This window comes from Actinokineospora auranticolor, assembly GCF_002934265.1.
GTDB lineage: Bacteria > Actinomycetota > Actinomycetes > Mycobacteriales > Pseudonocardiaceae > Actinokineospora > Actinokineospora auranticolor.
The window spans coordinates 357,118-373,203 of the sequence record NZ_PTIX01000006.1 but is presented as its reverse complement, the minus strand read 5'-3'; the positions used below and the strand labels follow the sequence as shown (position 1 = coordinate 373,203).

The following is a 16,086-nucleotide window of genomic DNA, read 5'->3' as shown; positions in this document are numbered from 1 at the left end:
CGCGGTCCCCACCATGCGCGGGCAGGCGAGGCAACGTACGAGGTCGACCAGACGTCCTGAGGGCTGTCCGGGGGCGTACGCCCTGGGCAGTCCTCATGTCGAGTTGGACACCGTGAGAAGCAGGAGCGGTCACAACAAGTGCCTGAGTTGGTGATGCAGCTGACCAGAGCGGGCTTCCTCGCCCTGCTCTGGTTGTTCGTGCTGGCGGCCCTGCGGGTGGTCCGCTCGGACCTCTACGCCGCGTCCGGTCTGCGGGTCGCGGTCCCGGGCTTCCGCAAGACGCCGGGCAAGACCCGCGGCGGGAAGGTCCCCCGGCAGCTCGTGGTGACCCACGGCGCCCTGGCCGGGACCAGGATCTCCCTGGACGGCAGGCCCATCCTGATGGGCCGCGCGGACGACTCGACGCTGGTGCTCGACGACGACTACGCCTCCACCCGGCACGCGCGGCTCTCGCTGCGCGGCACGGACTGGTACGTCGAAGATCTGGGCTCGACGAACGGCACCTACCTGGACCGGGCTAAGGTCACCCAACCCCTCCGGGTGCCACTAGGTGTCCCGATCCGTATCGGCAAGACGGTGATCGAGCTGCGCTCATGACCCTTGTGCTTCGTTACGCGGCCCGCAGCGACCGGGGCCTGGTGCGTTCCAACAACCAGGACTCCGTGTACGCGGGACCGCGCCTGCTCTCCCTCGCCGACGGCATGGGCGGCCACGTCGCCGGTGAGGTGGCGAGCAAGGTGGTGATCGCCGCGCTCGCGCCGCTGGACGACGACGAGCCCGGCGACGACCTGCTCGGCCAGCTGCGCGAGGCCACGCTCGCGGGCAACGGCGCCATCGCCGAGCTCGTGGCCAGCGACCCCGAACTCGACGGCATGGGCACCACCCTGTCGGCGATCCTGTTCGCGGGGAACCGGATCGGCTTGGTGCACGTCGGCGACTCGCGGGTCTACCTGCGCCGCAACGGGCAGTTCTCGCAGATCACCCACGACGACACCTTCGTCCAGTCGCTGATCGACGAAGGTCGCATCACCGAGGACGAGGCGGCCACCCACCCGCAGCGGTCGCTGCTGCTCAAGGCGCTGACCGGGCACGAGGTGGAACCGAGCCTGACCATCCGGGAGGCGCGGCCGGGCGACCGGTACCTGCTGTGCTCGGACGGGCTGTCCGGCCCGGTCAGCCACGAGACGCTCAGCGAGGCGGTGCAGATCCCGGACCCGCAGGAGTGCGCGGACCGGATGATCGAGCTGGCGCTGCGCGGCGGTGGTCCGGACAACGTGACGGTGATCATCGCCGACGTCGTCGACATCGACTACGGCGACAACTACCCGATCATCGGCGGCGCGGCGGGCAACGGCTCCGACGAGACCCCGCCGCCGGACTCCCCCGCCTCGCGGGCCAGCGCGATGACCACGCCGCGGCCCGAGCCGCGCAAGGTCGAGCAGCCCCCGCCGCCGGACCCGAGGGTCAAGCGGCGCAAGCGCATGCGGCTGCTCATCGGGCTGCTGCTACTGCTGGTGCTGCTGGTGGCCGGTGTGGTGGCGGCCCGGATCTGGGTGGACAACCAGTACTTCGTCGGCGAGGGCCGCGACGGCGAGATCGCGATCTTCCAGGGCGTGCGCGGCAGCGTGCTCGGCCTGTCGCTCAACAGCCAGATGGAGGGCTCCTGCGACCCGCGGACCTCCGGCTGCGACCGCTACTACGTCGACGACCTCGAGCAGTTCGGCAAGAACGAGGTCCGCACGGGCAGCAACACGTTCAGCAACCCGGCCGACGCGCGCGAGTTCGTCCAGGAGCTGCGCAGCCGCTTCGGCCTGCCCGACTGCGCCGATCTGGTGGCCCGGCAGAACCCGGTGCCCAACCCGGGTGAGCAGACGACGACCACGACGACGGTCCCGGTGACGACCACGACCCCCGTGCCCGGGGGCACCGAGGTGGCCACCACCACCGTCGCGACCACGACACCCCCCGCGACGACCGGCTCCGCCACCTCCACGGTGCGCGACCAGCCGCAGCCCGGGGTCAACTGCCGCAACCCACGCGCCGAGGACGAGGGCGGCGGCTGATGGCATCTCCGGTCCAAGGCGCGGTTGGCCCGGCGACCGGGCAGAACAGCGCGGGCGGTGACAAGGCGGCGCCCACGCGTCGGGGCACCGAGCTGGTCCTGCTCGGCTTCGCCGCGTTCGTGGTCTCCGCCGCGCTGATGCTCGTCGAAGCCAACCAGGAGCAGCAGCTCACGTTCCGGATCGTCTGGTACGGGCTGGCGTTCCTCGGGCTGTTCACCATCGCGCACGTCGCGGTCCGCCGGTTCGCGCCGTACGCGGACCCGCTGATCCTGCCGTGCGTGGCGCTGCTCAACGGCATCGGTCTGGTCTTCATCTACCGGATCGACCTCGCCCAGGCGGAGAAGGACCTGCGCGCGGGCCACGAGATCAGCAACGACGTGCCCCGGCAGATCATGTGGACCGCGGTCGCGTTGCTGCTGTTCCTGGCCGTGCTGATCGTGATCAAGGACCACCGCACGCTCACCAAGTACAACTACACCTTCGGCTTCGCCGGGCTGTTCCTGCTGGCGCTGCCCGCGTTCCTGCCCAGCTTCATCGCCCCGACCATCAACGGCGCCAAGATCTGGCTGAAGGTGGGTCCGCTCTCGCTGCAACCGGGCGAGTTCGCCAAGATCCTGCTGCTGGTGTTCTTCGCCGCGTTCCTGGTGTCCAAACGCGACCTGTTCATGACCGCGGGCAGGCGGCTGCTCGGCGTCGACCTGCCGCGCGCCCGCGACCTGGGTCCGATCGTGTTCGCCTGGGCGGTCTCGCTGGGCGTGTTGGTCTTCCAGAAGGACCTGGGCACCTCGCTGCTGTTCTACGCCACCATCCTGGTGATGCTCTACGTGGCGACCGAGCGCGGTGTGTGGGTCGTGCTGGGCGTGGGGCTGTTCATCGGCGGGGCGGTCATCGCCTACCACCTGTTCACCCACGTGCAGCAGCGCGTGGCCAACTGGTTCGACCCGCTGGCCACCTACGGCGCCCAGGGCGGCGGCTACCAGATCGCGCAGGCGCTGTTCGGCCTCGGCACCGGCGGCGTCGCGGGTACCGGGCTCGGCGCGGGCCGCCCGGACCTGGTTCCGCTGTCCAACACCGACTTCATCGCCGCGGCGATCGGCGAGGAGCTCGGCTTCATCGGCCTGGCCGCGCTGCTGATGGTCTACACCGTGCTGGCGCTGCGCGGCATGCGCAGCGCGCTGGCCGTGCGCGACACCTTCGGCAAGCTGCTCGGCGGCGGCCTGTCCTTCGCGCTGATCATGCAGGTGTTCGTGGTCGTCGGCGGTGTCACCAAGCTGATCCCGATGACCGGCATCACCGCGCCGTTCCTGTCGTACGGGGGTTCCTCGCTGCTGGCCAACTACGTCCTGGTCGCCCTCCTGCTGCGCATCTCCGACGCCGCGCGCAGGCCGCAGACCGGCAACCGGCCGCGGCCCGCCCAGCAGGCCCCGATCGCCGAGGCGCACACGGTCATGGTGGAGCGGCCGACATGAACACGCCCCTGCGCCGGGTCGGCCTCGCCATGCTCGCCATGATCATCCTGCTGCTGGCCAACGCCACCTACATCCAGATCATCAAGGCCGACGAGTACCGCACCGACCCGCGCAACCGGCGGGTGCTCTACGAGGAGTACTCCCGCGAGCGCGGCAAGATCCTGGTCCGGGACAAGAACAACCAGATGCAGGTCGTGGCCACGGTCAACCCCACCAACGACCGGCTGCGCTTCCTGCGCGTCTACAACAACGCGCCCACCTGGGCACCGGTCACCGGCTACTACTCGATCCGCTACGGCGCGGGCGGCCTGGAGCGCGCCGAGGACGAGATCCTCAACGGCTCCGACGACCGGCTGTTCGTGCGCAGGCTCTCCGACCTGATCACCGGCCGGGACCCGCGCGGCGGCAACATCGAGCTGACGATCAACCCGGCTGCACAGACCGCGGCCTACGCGGCGATGGAGAAGGCGGGCTACGCGGGTTCGGTCGTGGCGCTGAACCCGAAGACCGGCGAGATCCTGGCCATGGTCAGCACGCCGTCCTACGACACCAACGGCCTCTCCGCGCACGACCCGGAGGCGCAGGAGCAGGCCTGGCAGACCTTCAACAACGACAAGCGCAAGCCCATGCTCAACCGGGCGATCTCCGAGACCTACGCGCCGGGCTCCACGTTCAAGCTGGTCGTGGCCGCCGCCGCGCTGGCCGACGGCAAGAACAAGGACACCCAGGTCACCTCCGCCGACAAGATCGCCGTCGGCGGCTCGGAGCTGCGCAACTACAACCGCGGCTTCTGCGCGGGCGCCCCCAACGGCGTCACCATGGAGACGGCGCTGTCGCTGTCCTGCAACACCGCTTTCGCCCAGCTCGCCAGCGAACTGGGCAACGACAAGCTGCGCGACCAGGCGGCCAAGTTCGGCCTCGGTGAGGAAGACCTCACCATCCCGATGAGCGTGGAGCAGTCCTGCATCGGTCCCCGCGCGTCCTGCATGGACGTGGTGGACCGCAACGCGCTGTTCCAGACCGGCATCGGCCAACGCGACGTGCGGCTGACGCCGCTGCAGAACGCGCAGATCGTGGCCGCCATCGCCAACGGCGGTGAGCGGATGAAGCCGCAGCTGGTGAAGTCGATCCTGGCGCCGGACCTCTCGGAGATCTCGCACCTGGACGAGGACAGCCTCGGCCGGGCCATGTCCCGCGACACCGCGACGCAGCTGCGCGACATGATGATCACCTCCGAGTCGAAGACCGGTGGCGAGGGCAAGCGCGACGGGCTGACCATCGCGTCCAAGACCGGTACCGCCGAGGCGGGCCTCGACCCGAAGAACACCCCGCCGTTCGCCTGGTACGTGGCCTTCGCCCCGGCCGAGGACCCGAAGGTCGCGGTGGCCGTCGTGGTGGAGAGCCAGGACGTGGCCGCCACCGGCGGCAAGCTGTCCGCGGCCATCGGCCGGGCCACCATGAACGCCGCGCTGGGCGGTGCCTGAGCCATGCTCACCTCCGGCCAGCTCCTCGCCGACCGCTACCGGCTCGCCCGCCGGATCGCGGTCGGCGGCATGGGCGAGGTGTGGGAGGCCGCCGACACCCGGCTCGACCGGCTGGTCGCGGTCAAGGTGCTCAAGCCGGAGCTGTGCGGGGACGCGGAGTTCCTGCACCGCTTCCGCACCGAGGCCAGGACCACCGCGTCGATCAACCACCCGGGCATCGCCGCGGTGCACGACTACGGCGAGACCGCGGCCATCGTCGACGGCCCGCAGGACACCGCCTACCTGGTCATGGAACTGGTCGAGGGCGATCCGCTCGCCGCGATCCTGGCCAAGGAGGGCCGGATCTCCGCCGAGCGCACCCTCGACATCCTGGAGCAGGCCGGGCACGCGCTGCAGGCCGCGCACGAACGCGGGTACGTGCACCGCGACGTCAAGCCCGGCAACATCCTGATCACCCCCGCCGGGGTGGTGAAGTTGACCGACTTCGGCATCGCCAAGGCCGCCGACGCCGCGCCCGTCACCCGATCCGGGATGGTCATGGGCACGGCGCACTACATCGCCCCGGAGCAGGCTCTGGGGCATGAGGCCGAACCGTCCAGTGACGTGTACTCCCTCGCCGTGGTCGGCTACGAGTGCCTGGCCGGGCGCAGGCCGTTCCTGTCGGAGAACGCGGTGACGGTCGCGATGATGCACATCCGCGACCTGCCGCCGCCGCTGCCGCCGGACGTGCCGCCGGGCGCCCGCGCGCTCATCGAGACCACGCTGGTCAAGGACCCGAGGCACCGCTACGGCAACGGCGGCGAGTTCGCCGCGGCCGCGGCGGCGGTGCGCGCGGGCCGACCGCTGCCCGCCCCGTCCGGGCTGGCCATGGCGGTCCCGCACCCGCAGCAGCACCTGACCGCCACCGGGACCCACCCCGGGCTGCTGCCGGTCCCGCCGCCCGGCCACCCGCCGGGCTCCGGCCCGTTCCCCATGGGCATGCCGCGACCGCCGCACCGCCAGGGCCGGGGTGGGCTGTGGCTGGCCATCGCGGTGCTGGTCGTCCTGCTGATCGCGGGGCTGGCCTTCGCGCTGACCGCGGTGTTCGGCTCCGACGATGGCAAGGGCCCGGCCGGGCCCGCGGGCTCCCGGCCCACCGGGCAGAGCAAGCCGACGCCGAGCACGGGTTCCGACGAGGAGCCCGAACTGCCCGGCGCGGGGTCTGCCGCGCCGACCACCACCCGAACCACCCGCCCCGGCGACGTCGACCCGGGTGGTGACCTGGTCAGCGTGCCGGAGAAGTTCTTCCTGGAGCGGCCCGCCGCCGACGTCGAGGCGGACCTGACCCGGATGGGGCTCGAGCCGTTCGTGGTAACCGACATGGGTATTCCGCCGGGGGACCCCGCGAACTGCCCGGTCGTGGGAGTCTCACCGAACGGCCGGGTGAAACCGGGCACCGACATCACGGTCCGGTGCAGGCCCGCGCAGAACGGACCGCCCGGATGAGCGCCCACCGGAACCGCCGCAGGACCCTGCCAGTCCGCGCCAGGACAGCAGGCACGATGGGACAGGACTTGACTAGGAGCGGGACAACGCACCGATGACCACACCGCGACTGCTCTCCAACCGCTACGAGATCGGCGAGACGATCGGCTACGGCGGCATGTCCGAGGTCCACCGCGGCCGCGACGTCCGGCTCTCGCGCGAGGTCGCCGTGAAGGTGCTCCGCCAGGACTTGGCCCGCGACCCGCAGTTCCTGGAGCGCTTCCGCCGCGAGGCGCAGAACGCCGCCGCGCTCAACCACCCGGCGATCGTGGCCGTGTACGACACCGGCGAGACCCGCGTCGACGGCGGCCCGCTGCCCTACATCGTCATGGAGTACGTCGACGGGCGGACGCTGCGCGACATCGTCAAGTCCGAGGGGCCGCTGCCCGGCCAGCGGGCGATGGAGATCATGGCCGACGTCTGCGCCGCGCTGGACTTCAGCCACCGGCACGGCATCGTGCACCGCGACGTCAAGCCCGCGAACGTGATGATCACCCGCTCCGGCGCGGTGAAGGTGATGGACTTCGGCATCGCCCGCGCGGTCGCCGACGGCCAGGTCGCGGTCACCCAGACCGCGGCGGTGATAGGGACCGCCCAGTACCTGTCGCCGGAGCAGGCCCGCGGCGAGGCGGTGGACGCCCGCAGCGACGTCTACGCCACCGGCTGCGTGCTGTTCGAACTGCTCACCGGCGAACCGCCGTTCACCGGTGACTCCCCGGTCGCCGTGGCCTACCAGCACGTGCGGGAGGACCCGAAGCCGCCGTCGGCGCTGAACCCGCGGGTCAGCCCGCAGCTCGACGCGATCGTGCTCAAGGCGATGTCCAAGGGCGCGCCCAACCGCTACCAGTCGGCGGCCGAGATGCGCACCGACATCGTGCGGGTGCTCTCCGGCCAGCGGCCCGCCGCGCCGATGGTGATGACCGACGAGGACCGCACCACGGTCATGGGCCAGGGTCGGCCCACCGAGGTCCGCGGCAGGCACCGCCCGGAGGTCGTGGCCGACGAGTACGACAGCTACGACCGCTACGACCAGGACGAAGAGGACCGCAAGCGCAAGCGCCGCAAGACCTGGCTGGTCGTGCTGGCCGCGCTGGTGGTGTTCGCCCTGGTCGCGGTGCTGTTCATCCTGATGAACGGCAAGGACGAGAAGCCGACCGGCAACGAGGCGTTCAAGCTGCCGAACGTCAGCACCCTCACGGCCAGCGAGGCGGACACCAAGCTGAGCAACATGGGCCTGCAGGTCCAGCGCGAGCCGGTGGTGTGCGAGCAGGTCGACGGCCAGCCGAGCGCGTGCGCCCCGGACCAGATCGGCAAGGTCGTCAGCACCGACCCGGCGGCCAACTCGGACGTGCACAAGGGCGACCGGATCACGCTGAAGGTCGGCACGGCCCCGGGCAAGGTGCCGGTGCCGGACGTGGTGGGCAAGTCCCAGCAGGACGCGGTGAAGGCGCTGCAGGACGCGAAGCTGGCGGTCGCCCCCGAGGTCGACCAGGAAGCGACCGACGACGAGAAGCTGATCGGCAAGGTCGTCGGCACCAACCCGTCGGGCGGCCAGCAGGTCGCGCCGGGGACCACCATCAAACTTGCCATCGGCAAGGGCCCGGACGCGGTGGACGTGCCGAACCTGGTCGGCCAGGACTACGCCACCGCCGCGCAGAACCTGCAGACCGCGGGCTTCACCCCTCAGCGCAAGGACGTGTCGTCCGACCAGCCGAAGGACCAGGTCGTCGACCAGACGCCGAAGAGCGGCAAGGCGCGCAAGGGCACGGTGATCACCCTGAGCGTGTCGAAGGGCGACAAGGACGGCCTGCAGATGCCGAACCTGGTCGGCAGGTCCCGGGCCGAGGCCCAGGGCATCCTGTCCCAGATGGGCTGGAACGGCCGCTTCGACATCACCGAGAAGCCCCTAGAGGACCCCCGCGACGAACCCGGTCGCATCGAGGAGCAGGACAAGCAGCCCGGCGAGAAGATCGACAAGGACGAGACGCTCAGCATCACCATCGGCAAACGCGGCGGCGGTGGCGGCGTGCCGACCATCCCGACGTCTTTCCCGCGCAACTAGGCACCGCGCGGAAAAGGGCCCTCCCGGTTTCGGGAGGGCCCTTTCCATTCTCCGAACGGTTCCGCTCCGGTCCCGTCTCCGGTCCGCTACGCGAGCGCCTTGGTCAACTCGCGCATGGTCCGCTCCAGCTCGTCCACCCGGGACTTCGGCACCCGGAACCCGGCCTGCCCCAACCAGTTCGCCAACATCCGGTGCCCACCCTCGGTCAACACCGACTCGGGGTGGAACTGCACCCCCTCGATCGGCAGCTCCCGGTGCCGCATCCCCATGACGATCCCGCTCTCGGTCCGCCCGGTGACCTCGAAATCCCCCTCCGGAATAGTCTCCGGAACAATGCTCAACGAGTGGTAGCGGGTCGCGGTGAACGGATCCGGCAACCCGGCCAGCACCCCACCCCCGCTGTGGAAAACCCGGCTGGTCTTCCCGTGCAGCAATTCGGGCGCGCGATCCACCGTCGCCCCCCAAGCCACCCCGATGGCCTGGTGCCCCAGGCAAACCCCCAGCAGCGGCAGCCGCGCATCGGCACACCGCCGAACCACGTCGACGCTGAACCCGGCCCGCTCCGGAGTGCTGGGCCCGGGGCTGACCAACACGGCGTCGAACCCCGCCAACGCCTCCGCTCCCGCCAACTCCGGCGCGTCGTTGCGCCAGACGGTGCACTCGACACCGAGCTGGGCCAGGTACTGGACCAGGTTGTAGACGAAGCTGTCGTAGTTGTCGACCACCAGGACGCGCATGGCCCACAACCTACCCGTCCGCCTCTCTCCCCTCGCGCCCTTTCCATTTAGGGTGGTATATTTTCTGTCATGTTTTCATACCCTTCGGCCGAGGCGGTCCTCGACGATCTCGGTGACAAGGTTGTCGGCGGCCTGGTTGATGCCACGAAGGCCACGAAGGTGGATCTGACGCTCTACCGCGAGACGTTTCCGTCGTGGGTGGCGGACCATGGCGAGCGGGGGTTGGCCAACTGGCTGCACGACCGCTTGTGGTCCCATCTGCGCCGAGGCTTCGTCGACATCGACTCGGTGACCATGGCGGACGAAGGAGTGCTCCGCGAGATCGTGGTCGGGATGAAGTACCGCGCCCGGGTGAAGCGTCACAGCGCACATGACCGCATCCGCTCGTTCCCGACTACGGCCGCACTGGCATTCTGGGCGCAGTCGGACACCTTGGCAGGTATGGAGGAGGTCCGCCTCGGGTTCGGATACCGCTGGGATCCCGAGTTGCGCGAGATCGGCAGCGCACTCATCTCCCTGCGTGACGGTCTCGGCGCGGACGCGATCTGGGCGGTCGAGGTCAACGGCGGCGCGGGCGAGGCAGGCGGCACAGCGATCGCATGGACTCCGGTCGACCCGTCGCTGCCGCAGATCGACCTCTACAGCGTGATCGCGGAGACGGACGAGGAACAGGGGACATGAGCGGTATCGGCGATGTGCTGGAGACGCTTCGCCGTGCCCGCGGACTCACGCAAGACGAACTCTGCGTTCAGGCAGGCCTGACCCAGGCGGCCCTCTCACGCTACGAGAACGACCAGCGAATGCCGGATGAGGCCGTTCTCGAGAAGCTGGCCGCGATCCTGGAGGTCTCCGCGCGATTCCTCACCCGTGATCACGCTGTTCGAGGTGCGTTGGCCGTGGATGCGCACATGCGACGACAGAAGACCACCAAGGCATCGTTGTGGCGCAGGCTGGAGGCGAAGCTCAACGTGCACCGTCTTCACCTGTCGTTGCTGTTCGAGGAGGTGTCGATGCGGGCGGAGCAGAGCGTCCCCACATTCGACCCGATCGATACCTCACCTGCCGAGGCAGCGCTGATGGTGCGCGCCCAGTGGCGCCTGCCGGTCGGCCCCATCCGCAACCTGACCCGGTGGCTAGAGGCAGCAGGCTGTGTGATTCTCGAGGAGAACTTCGGCACCCACCGCATCGACGGGCTGTCCCAGTGGATCAACGACCATCCGGTACTCCTGATCAACAGCACCATCCCCGTCGACCGCAAGCGCCTCACTCTCGCCCATGAACTCGGACATCTGGTACTGCACAACGGCCTGGCCACCGATGACCCCGAGCGGGAAGCGAACCAGTTCGCCGCCGAACTCCTGATGCCCGCTCACGTGATCAAGGCCGAACTTCGGCCAGTCACCCTCGGACGTCTGCGGGATCTCAAGTGTGTGTGGGGGGTGTCCATGCAAGCGCTCTTCGAGCGGGCATACGCCCTCGAGCTGGTGACAGCTACCGAACGGACCACCTTCTACAAGGCCATGAACGCCCGCGGCTGGAAGACCAACGAGCCCGCTAGCGATCGCTTGGCTCCTGAGACGCCCGAACTCGTGGCCAGCATCGGCGCCGCCCTGCGGGCAAAAGGGCTCACGGACCGCGAGATCGCCGACATCGCCGGGTTTGCCGAGCACTCGCCGAACAACCCCTTCACCCGACCGCCCCGTCGGCTGCAGTCTGTGTAGGCGCGAGCAATTCGCCTTAATGCGAAACGCTGTTCGCCGCACTGCGGTGGTGACCACCCGATCGGGTTGGCCGAAGTGAAAGTGAGGGACCGTCGAGGTTTGGTTCCACGTGGAACAAACACGACGGTCGAGATGTCGCCTACTCGGTCGTGACCTGGTTGAACGGCAGTTTCGGCTCCACCCACGGGAACACCACGAACATGAGCAGGGCGACCACCCCGGCCACCAGGACCACGGCCGTCAAGATCCGCACCACCAAGGGCCCCGGCAGGTGCCGCCAGATCCACGCGTACATCAGCTCGTCTCCTTGAGCTCCGGGGGCGTCTCGCCAGGCTTGGCGGGGTCCTTGGCCCACTGCTTGACCATGACCGCGTGCACGATGAGCCGCTGGCGGTCGGAGAAGCGGGGGTGGCAGGTCGTCAGGGTCATCAGCGTCGCGCGCTCCCCCACGCTCGACTCGGCGCCGACCTTGCCGGGGATGGGGGCGATCACCTCACCCTGGCTGGGTCGGACGATCTGCTGGCCCACCAGACCCTCGTACGGGCCGCCCAGCGGCGCCACGCCCTGGCAGCGCGGGTCGGTCCCCTTCCCGGTCGCCCACCCCACCACCTCCTCGCTCTTGGGCAGCACCCGGTAGACGAACCAGCTGTAGTGCGTCTCGACCAGGATGGCGTCGCACGAGTTGAGCAGGTCGATGTCGTTGAACGGCGCGCCCTTGCCGACCCGGTGGCCCGCGACGGCGAAGTTGCCCGGCTCGCCCGGGTACGCGGTGCCGCGGTAGTGGCCGGGGCCGATCTCGAGGGACTTCTCGGTGGTGCCCTCGATGACGGTGAACCCGTAGTCGAGGCCGAAGGCCGGGATGTGCATCTTGGCGAAGCCCGTGCCTTCACCCAGGTCGGTGAACCGTTCCACTCGTTCGGGTTCGGCGACGGTGTCGGGTTGACCCCAGGTGTTGTCCAGCGCCGTCGTGGCGTCGCGCTGCTTGCCCGCGGAGACGATGTCGGTCACGTAGACCTCGTAGACCACGAAGAGCAGCACGACCAGGCCCGCGGTGATCAGCAGCTCGCCGATCCCGCGCACCACCGTGCGTGCCGTGTCCGCCCGCTTGGGCGGCTCTTCGGGGCCGACGAGCCCGTCCGGCGTGTGGCCGCCGGTGTCGAGCGTGGTCACGCGGACTCCTCTCCGGCGCGCACGGATTCCGCGTCGTTGGCGACTGGTGGTTCGCCGCGCCGCTCAGCTACGTTAACGTGTTGCATCGGCGGGAGTTGCGCCCATGCCAGCACGACCGCACCCAACGCATCACGTCAGGCGAGGACAGCATGCCGAAGTCCAAGGTCCGCAAGAAGGCCGTGTACACCGCACCGGCCGACCGCCGCACGCCCGTGAAGGTCAAGCCCGCCGGGCCTTCACACCCGATCTACGTCGTCGTGATGCTCGGCGTCATGGTGATCGGCCTGGCCTGGTTGGTCGTCAACTACATCGCCGGGGAGAAAATCCCATTCATGACCGACCTCGGCAACTGGAACTTCGCCATCGGGTTCGCGCTGATGATCTCCGGTCTGCTGATGACGATGCGGTGGCGTTAACCCGATCCGCTGTCATTCGTGAGTGGGCTCGCAGCTACTCCATTCAGCGCACCGTCACTGAACCACATGGATGTAAGTCATCCCCATTGTGGATAACTTCTGTGGATGAATCGCCGTGACGCCTGAGGACAACTCCCACCAGTGGGCACCCGAGACCCGGGTCGTGACCCTCGCCTGGCTGCTCACGGCGGTTTTCGCAGTGGTGGCGGTGCTGCTCGGCGACCCCCGGGGCACCGTGCTGTCTGTGGTCGCCGCGCTGCTGCTGGCCGCGCTCGCGCTGTTCGGCACCTTCGCGCGGCCCCGCCTGGCCGCCGACTCGAACGGGTTAACCGTGCGCGGGCTGACCGGCAGCCGGACCTGGCGCTGGGGTGAGGTCAACGTGCGGCTGGTCCGCACCCGCAGGCTCGGTCGCGAGTCCAGCGCGGTGGAGATCGACGCCGACCCGGCGCTGGTGCTGCTGGGCAGGCTCGACCTCGGCGCCGAACCGGAGGACGTGGTCGAGGCCCTCGTCCGGCTGCGGACCTAGCCGTACCGGTAGCAGGAGAACCCGTCCGCGGTCGGCGGCAGGCAGAGCGGCACGGCGTCGACGACCTGGGGCGTGCGGACGACCAGCAACCCGACGATGGCCACAACCACCACCACCACGGTCACCGCGTGCCACTGCCGCCGCTTCTCCCTCGGCGCCACCACCAGACCGAAGGCCACCGCCGCGCCCGCGGCCAGGCCGCCCAGGTGCGCGGCCAGCGAGATCTCCACGACCGAGATGCTGATCGCCAGGTTCACCGCGAGCAGGCCCACCACGTTCATCAACGCGTGGAAGTCCCACTTCTCCCGCAGCACGAGCACGATCAGCGCGCCGAGCAGGCCGTAGATGGCCCCCGAGGCGCCCGCGCCCTCCGACAGCGGTGACTGGAACGCGTACGCCGCCGCGCTGCCGCCGAGCAGCGACAGGAAGTAGATGAGCAGGAACGGGCCGCGCCCCAGCCTGGTCTCGATCATCGCCAGGACCAGCAGCGACACCATGTTGCCCGCCAGGTGCACCGGCCCGAAGTGCAGGAACCCGCTGGTCAGCAACCGCCACCACTCGCCGTCGGCCATCGACGGGGGGAAGCCGGACAGCTGGTGGAAGAACGTCGACTGCTCGTTGTGCAGCGGGTTGCCCGCCAGCACGGCGGTCAGCACGTACATCGCGACGTTGACCGCGATCAGCGCGTACGACGCGACCGGCTTGGCGACCGGTTCACCGCCCGCGGCCGTCGTGGCCCGCCGCACACCGCGGTTGCCCTCGCGCACGCAGTCGACGCACTGGAACCCGACGGCCGCGTCGACCAGGCAGTCCGGGCACGCCGGGCGTTCGCACCGGACGCAGCGCAACCCGGTCGGCCGGTCCGGGTGACGCACGCAGGCGGGCGGACCCGCCTGCGTGGTGTGTTCAGGGTGCTCCGGGGGGTGCGTCACTCAACGCCCGATGGAGACCTTGGTGATCACAACTTCGGTCACCGGCCGGTCGCCCGGCTGGGTGGGGGTGGAACCGATGGTGTTGACGACGTCGCGCGACTGCTGGTCGGCGACCTCACCGAAGATGGTGTGCTTGCCGTTGAGCCAGTCGGTGGCGCCGACGGTCACGAAGAACTGCGAGCCGTTGGTGCCGGGCCCGGCGTTCGCCATCGCCAGCAGGTACGGCTTGTTGAAGCGCAGGTCGTTGTTGACCTCGTCCTCGAACTGGTAGCCGGGGCCACCGCGACCGGTGCCGGTCGGGTCGCCGCCCTGGATCATGAAGCCCTCGATGACCCGGTGGAACACCGAGCCGTCGTAGAAGGGGCCGGTCTTGCCGCCCTGGGCGTTCTCGGTGGTGTACTGCTTCGTGCCCTCTGCGAGGCCCACGAAGTTCGCGACCGTCTTCGGCGCGTAGTCGGGGAGCAGGTTGATCTTGATGTCACCCAGCGACGTGTGCAGGGTGGCGGTCACGTTCTTCCCGACGAAGGATTCGTTGCTTTCAGCCACCGCTCCATCGTGCCATCTTCGGCGAGATCGCTCCGGAAGGGGCACGATTGAGGGGTCGGCAGTGTTCCTTAGCATCGATGGACGAGGTGAGGCCATGACCCGGGCCGGAGAGACGGTGGGCAAGGCCGTCGGCACCGGCTGGCGCGCGGTGCGCCAGGGTGCGGTTCGTGCTGGACAGGCGGGTGCGGAAGCGGCGCACGTCGCCGAGCAGAAGCTCGCCGCCAAGGGCGTCGCCCCGCAGCAGGTCGCCGAGGCCATCGCGGAGACGGCGCAGGTGGCGCGCGACGAGGTCGCGGCGGGCACCCGCCGGGCCCGCAAGCGCCTGGCGAAGACGGCCAAGCACACCCGCAAGGACCTGGCCAAGGCCGCCAAGCAGGCCCGCAAGCAGGCCAAGCGCTCCGGCGCGGCCAAGCGGGCGCGGCAGGCGTCCGGGCCGGTGCGCGCGCAGGTCAAGCAGCTCAAGAAGGACCTCAAGCCGCAGGTCGTGCAGTACCGCAAGGAGCTCGAGGCGCAGGTGCGGGCGGCCAAGGCGGCGGCCAGGGAGGCCGCCAAGGACCCGTCGGCGAAGCGCCGCCGCAAGTGGCCGTGGCTGCTGGCGCTGCTCGGCGTCGGGGCGGCGGCCGTGGCGCTGCGCAGCAAGCCCGCGCCGCAGCGGCCCGCGCCGCAGCCGCAGCCGCAGCCCAGCGCGCCCAAGCCGCCGGTGGCGGACGCGGAGTCCAACGGCGCCGAGCGCAACGGGCAGGCCAAGCCGAGCCAGCCGATCAGCTCCGAGAAGAACTGACGCGCACCCCGGGCGGGTCGCACCCACGTGGTGCGGCCCGCTTCGGCGCGCCTACAGCCCGAGCTTCCCGATGACGATCTCGCTGACCCGCCGGGCCTTGATCGTCTGGTGCTGGTTGGTCGACACCACGACCGCGGTCCCCGCCTTGCCCACGGCGTAGACCGCGCCCTGGTCGGTGGACAGCGACCCGCCCTTCCACCCGGCGGGCGACGAGGCCGGGTTCGAGGTGGCGATCGGCGCGGCCTCGTCGACCACGGCCTTGGCGATCGCCGGGTCACCGCTGTAGATCTGCACGGTGAGCTGCACGCTGCCGTCGGGCCGGTAGAAGAAGCAGGCGGGGTGCGGCTTGTCCGCCGACGTGCGCACCTTGGTGACCCGCTGCCCGTTGGCGTCGGCCACCACCGAGCTCTCCAGGTAGGGGCACGGCCCGTCGGCGACCGGTTCGGGCGGTGGTGGCGCGGCGGCGGGACCCGCGGACGCGGGCGAGGTCGTCTGGGCGGCTGGGGGTGGCGCGGAGGTGCCCGCCGGTGGTGCGGCGGGGTCCGCGGTGCACGCCGCGATGGTGAGCAGGGGCGCGGCGAGGATCACGGCTCGTCTCATAGCGGGCCAAGTCAACCAGATCACACGAAGTGTGGTCTCGACCACTCGTTGAACC

General features: G+C 70.0%; 17 protein-coding genes. 11 read left to right on the top strand and 6 right to left on the bottom strand.

The window, feature by feature from the left end:
* The first annotated feature begins 138 nt into the window (after positions 1–138).
* The 6 genes from CLV40_RS14470 (at position 139) to pknB (ending at position 8,602) form a co-directional block, all read left to right on the top strand.
* A complete protein-coding gene (locus CLV40_RS14470; protein WP_104479382.1) occupies positions 139–597 on the top strand; it encodes an FHA domain-containing protein FhaB/FipA in 459 nt (152 codons plus the stop codon).
* Positions 594–2,063: a PP2C family protein-serine/threonine phosphatase gene (locus CLV40_RS14465; protein WP_104479381.1), complete on the top strand. Its 1,470-nt coding sequence runs from the start codon at positions 594–596 to the stop codon at positions 2,061–2,063. Before CLV40_RS14470 ends, CLV40_RS14465 begins: the two co-directional genes overlap by 4 nt.
* Complete coding sequence (locus CLV40_RS14460; protein WP_104479380.1) at positions 2,063–3,532, top strand: FtsW/RodA/SpoVE family cell cycle protein; 1,470 nt, start codon at positions 2,063–2,065, stop codon at positions 3,530–3,532. Before CLV40_RS14465 ends, CLV40_RS14460 begins: the two co-directional genes overlap by 1 nt.
* Positions 3,529–5,016 (top strand): peptidoglycan D,D-transpeptidase FtsI family protein, encoded by a 1,488-nt coding sequence (locus CLV40_RS14455; RefSeq protein WP_104479379.1) that lies wholly within the window; start codon positions 3,529–3,531, stop codon positions 5,014–5,016. The genes CLV40_RS14460 and CLV40_RS14455 overlap by 4 nt, the downstream gene beginning before the upstream one ends.
* A 3-nt stretch (positions 5,017–5,019) precedes the next feature.
* The gene (locus CLV40_RS14450) at positions 5,020–6,501 is read left to right on the top strand and encodes a protein kinase domain-containing protein (protein ID WP_104479378.1); all 1,482 of its coding nucleotides are present in this window, start codon (positions 5,020–5,022) and stop codon (positions 6,499–6,501) included.
* A 94-nt stretch (positions 6,502–6,595) separates the two neighbouring features.
* Positions 6,596–8,602 carry a Stk1 family PASTA domain-containing Ser/Thr kinase gene (pknB, locus tag CLV40_RS14445; RefSeq protein WP_104479377.1) on the top strand — a complete coding sequence of 669 codons (2,007 nt, stop codon included), beginning with the start codon at positions 6,596–6,598 and terminating at the stop codon, positions 8,600–8,602.
* 86 nt (positions 8,603–8,688) lie between these two features.
* Here pknB and CLV40_RS14440 read toward each other — a convergent pair whose 3' ends face one another.
* Positions 8,689–9,339, bottom strand: a complete 651-nt coding sequence (locus CLV40_RS14440) for an aminodeoxychorismate/anthranilate synthase component II (RefSeq protein ID WP_104479376.1) — start codon at positions 9,337–9,339, stop codon at positions 8,689–8,691.
* A 69-nt stretch (positions 9,340–9,408) separates the two neighbouring features.
* On the opposite strand from CLV40_RS14440, the gene CLV40_RS14435 reads away from it, so the two are divergent.
* Together CLV40_RS14435 and CLV40_RS14430 are read left to right on the top strand one after the other, a co-directional pair.
* Positions 9,409–10,020 carry a hypothetical protein gene (locus CLV40_RS14435; RefSeq protein ID WP_104479375.1) on the top strand — a complete coding sequence of 204 codons (612 nt, stop codon included), beginning with the start codon at positions 9,409–9,411 and terminating at the stop codon, positions 10,018–10,020.
* The gene (locus CLV40_RS14430) at positions 10,017–11,060 is read left to right on the top strand and encodes a helix-turn-helix domain-containing protein (RefSeq protein WP_104479374.1); all 1,044 of its coding nucleotides are present in this window, start codon (positions 10,017–10,019) and stop codon (positions 11,058–11,060) included. Before CLV40_RS14435 ends, CLV40_RS14430 begins: the two co-directional genes overlap by 4 nt.
* Positions 11,061–11,199: 139 nt before the next feature.
* Here CLV40_RS14430 and CLV40_RS37990 read toward each other — a convergent pair whose 3' ends face one another.
* Together CLV40_RS37990 and CLV40_RS14425 are read right to left on the bottom strand one after the other, a co-directional pair.
* Complete coding sequence (locus CLV40_RS37990; RefSeq protein WP_181043495.1) at positions 11,200–11,355, bottom strand: hypothetical protein; 156 nt, start codon at positions 11,353–11,355, stop codon at positions 11,200–11,202.
* Positions 11,355–12,230, bottom strand: coding sequence for a class E sortase (locus CLV40_RS14425; protein WP_104479373.1), 876 nt, complete (start codon positions 12,228–12,230; stop codon positions 11,355–11,357). The genes CLV40_RS37990 and CLV40_RS14425 overlap by 1 nt, the downstream gene beginning before the upstream one ends.
* A gap of 149 nt (positions 12,231–12,379) precedes the next feature.
* Between CLV40_RS14425 and crgA the strand changes: the two genes are divergently transcribed.
* Positions 12,380–12,646 carry a cell division protein CrgA gene (gene crgA / locus CLV40_RS14420; RefSeq protein WP_104479372.1) on the top strand — a complete coding sequence of 89 codons (267 nt, stop codon included), beginning with the start codon at positions 12,380–12,382 and terminating at the stop codon, positions 12,644–12,646.
* Between the two features lie 115 nt (positions 12,647–12,761).
* On the top strand, positions 12,762–13,172 hold the full coding sequence (locus CLV40_RS14415; protein WP_104479371.1) for a PH domain-containing protein: 411 nt from the start codon (positions 12,762–12,764) through the stop codon (positions 13,170–13,172).
* On the opposite strand, the gene CLV40_RS14410 is transcribed toward CLV40_RS14415, so the two are convergent.
* The gene (locus tag CLV40_RS14410; RefSeq protein ID WP_245931280.1) at positions 13,169–14,047 is read right to left on the bottom strand and encodes a rhomboid family intramembrane serine protease; all 879 of its coding nucleotides are present in this window, start codon (positions 14,045–14,047) and stop codon (positions 13,169–13,171) included. The genes CLV40_RS14415 and CLV40_RS14410 overlap by 4 nt on opposite strands.
* Positions 14,048–14,104: 57 nt before the next feature.
* On the bottom strand, positions 14,105–14,650 hold the full coding sequence (locus tag CLV40_RS14405) for a peptidylprolyl isomerase (protein ID WP_104479369.1): 546 nt from the start codon (positions 14,648–14,650) through the stop codon (positions 14,105–14,107).
* Between the two features lie 94 nt (positions 14,651–14,744).
* Here CLV40_RS14405 and CLV40_RS14400 point away from each other — a divergent pair, with 94 nt between their 5' ends.
* A complete protein-coding gene (locus CLV40_RS14400; RefSeq protein WP_104479368.1) occupies positions 14,745–15,431 on the top strand; it encodes a hypothetical protein in 687 nt (228 codons plus the stop codon).
* Positions 15,432–15,482: 51 nt separating this feature from the next.
* Here the strand turns inward: CLV40_RS14400 and CLV40_RS14395 are convergent, their stop codons facing one another.
* Positions 15,483–16,031 carry a DUF2020 domain-containing protein gene (locus CLV40_RS14395; protein ID WP_104479367.1) on the bottom strand — a complete coding sequence of 183 codons (549 nt, stop codon included), beginning with the start codon at positions 16,029–16,031 and terminating at the stop codon, positions 15,483–15,485.
* Positions 16,032–16,086: the final 55 nt, after the last annotated feature.

Coding starts and splice junctions, on each gene's coding strand:
- CLV40_RS14465 (WP_104479381.1), top strand. CDS start 594: ATGACCCTTGTGCTTCGTTACGCGGCCCGCAGCGACCGGGGCCTGGTG.
- CLV40_RS14460 (WP_104479380.1), top strand. CDS start 2,063: ATGGCATCTCCGGTCCAAGGCGCGGTTGGCCCGGCGACCGGGCAGAAC.
- CLV40_RS14455 (WP_104479379.1), top strand. CDS start 3,529: ATGAACACGCCCCTGCGCCGGGTCGGCCTCGCCATGCTCGCCATGATC.
- CLV40_RS14450 (WP_104479378.1), top strand. CDS start 5,020: ATGCTCACCTCCGGCCAGCTCCTCGCCGACCGCTACCGGCTCGCCCGC.
- pknB (WP_104479377.1), top strand. CDS start 6,596: ATGACCACACCGCGACTGCTCTCCAACCGCTACGAGATCGGCGAGACG.
- CLV40_RS14440 (WP_104479376.1), bottom strand. CDS start 9,339: ATGCGCGTCCTGGTGGTCGACAACTACGACAGCTTCGTCTACAACCTG.
- CLV40_RS14435 (WP_104479375.1), top strand. CDS start 9,409: ATGTTTTCATACCCTTCGGCCGAGGCGGTCCTCGACGATCTCGGTGAC.
- CLV40_RS14430 (WP_104479374.1), top strand. CDS start 10,017: ATGAGCGGTATCGGCGATGTGCTGGAGACGCTTCGCCGTGCCCGCGGA.
- CLV40_RS37990 (WP_181043495.1), bottom strand. CDS start 11,355: ATGTACGCGTGGATCTGGCGGCACCTGCCGGGGCCCTTGGTGGTGCGG.
- crgA (WP_104479372.1), top strand. CDS start 12,380: ATGCCGAAGTCCAAGGTCCGCAAGAAGGCCGTGTACACCGCACCGGCC.
- CLV40_RS14400 (WP_104479368.1), top strand. CDS start 14,745: ATGACCCGGGCCGGAGAGACGGTGGGCAAGGCCGTCGGCACCGGCTGG.
- CLV40_RS14395 (WP_104479367.1), bottom strand. CDS start 16,031: ATGAGACGAGCCGTGATCCTCGCCGCGCCCCTGCTCACCATCGCGGCG.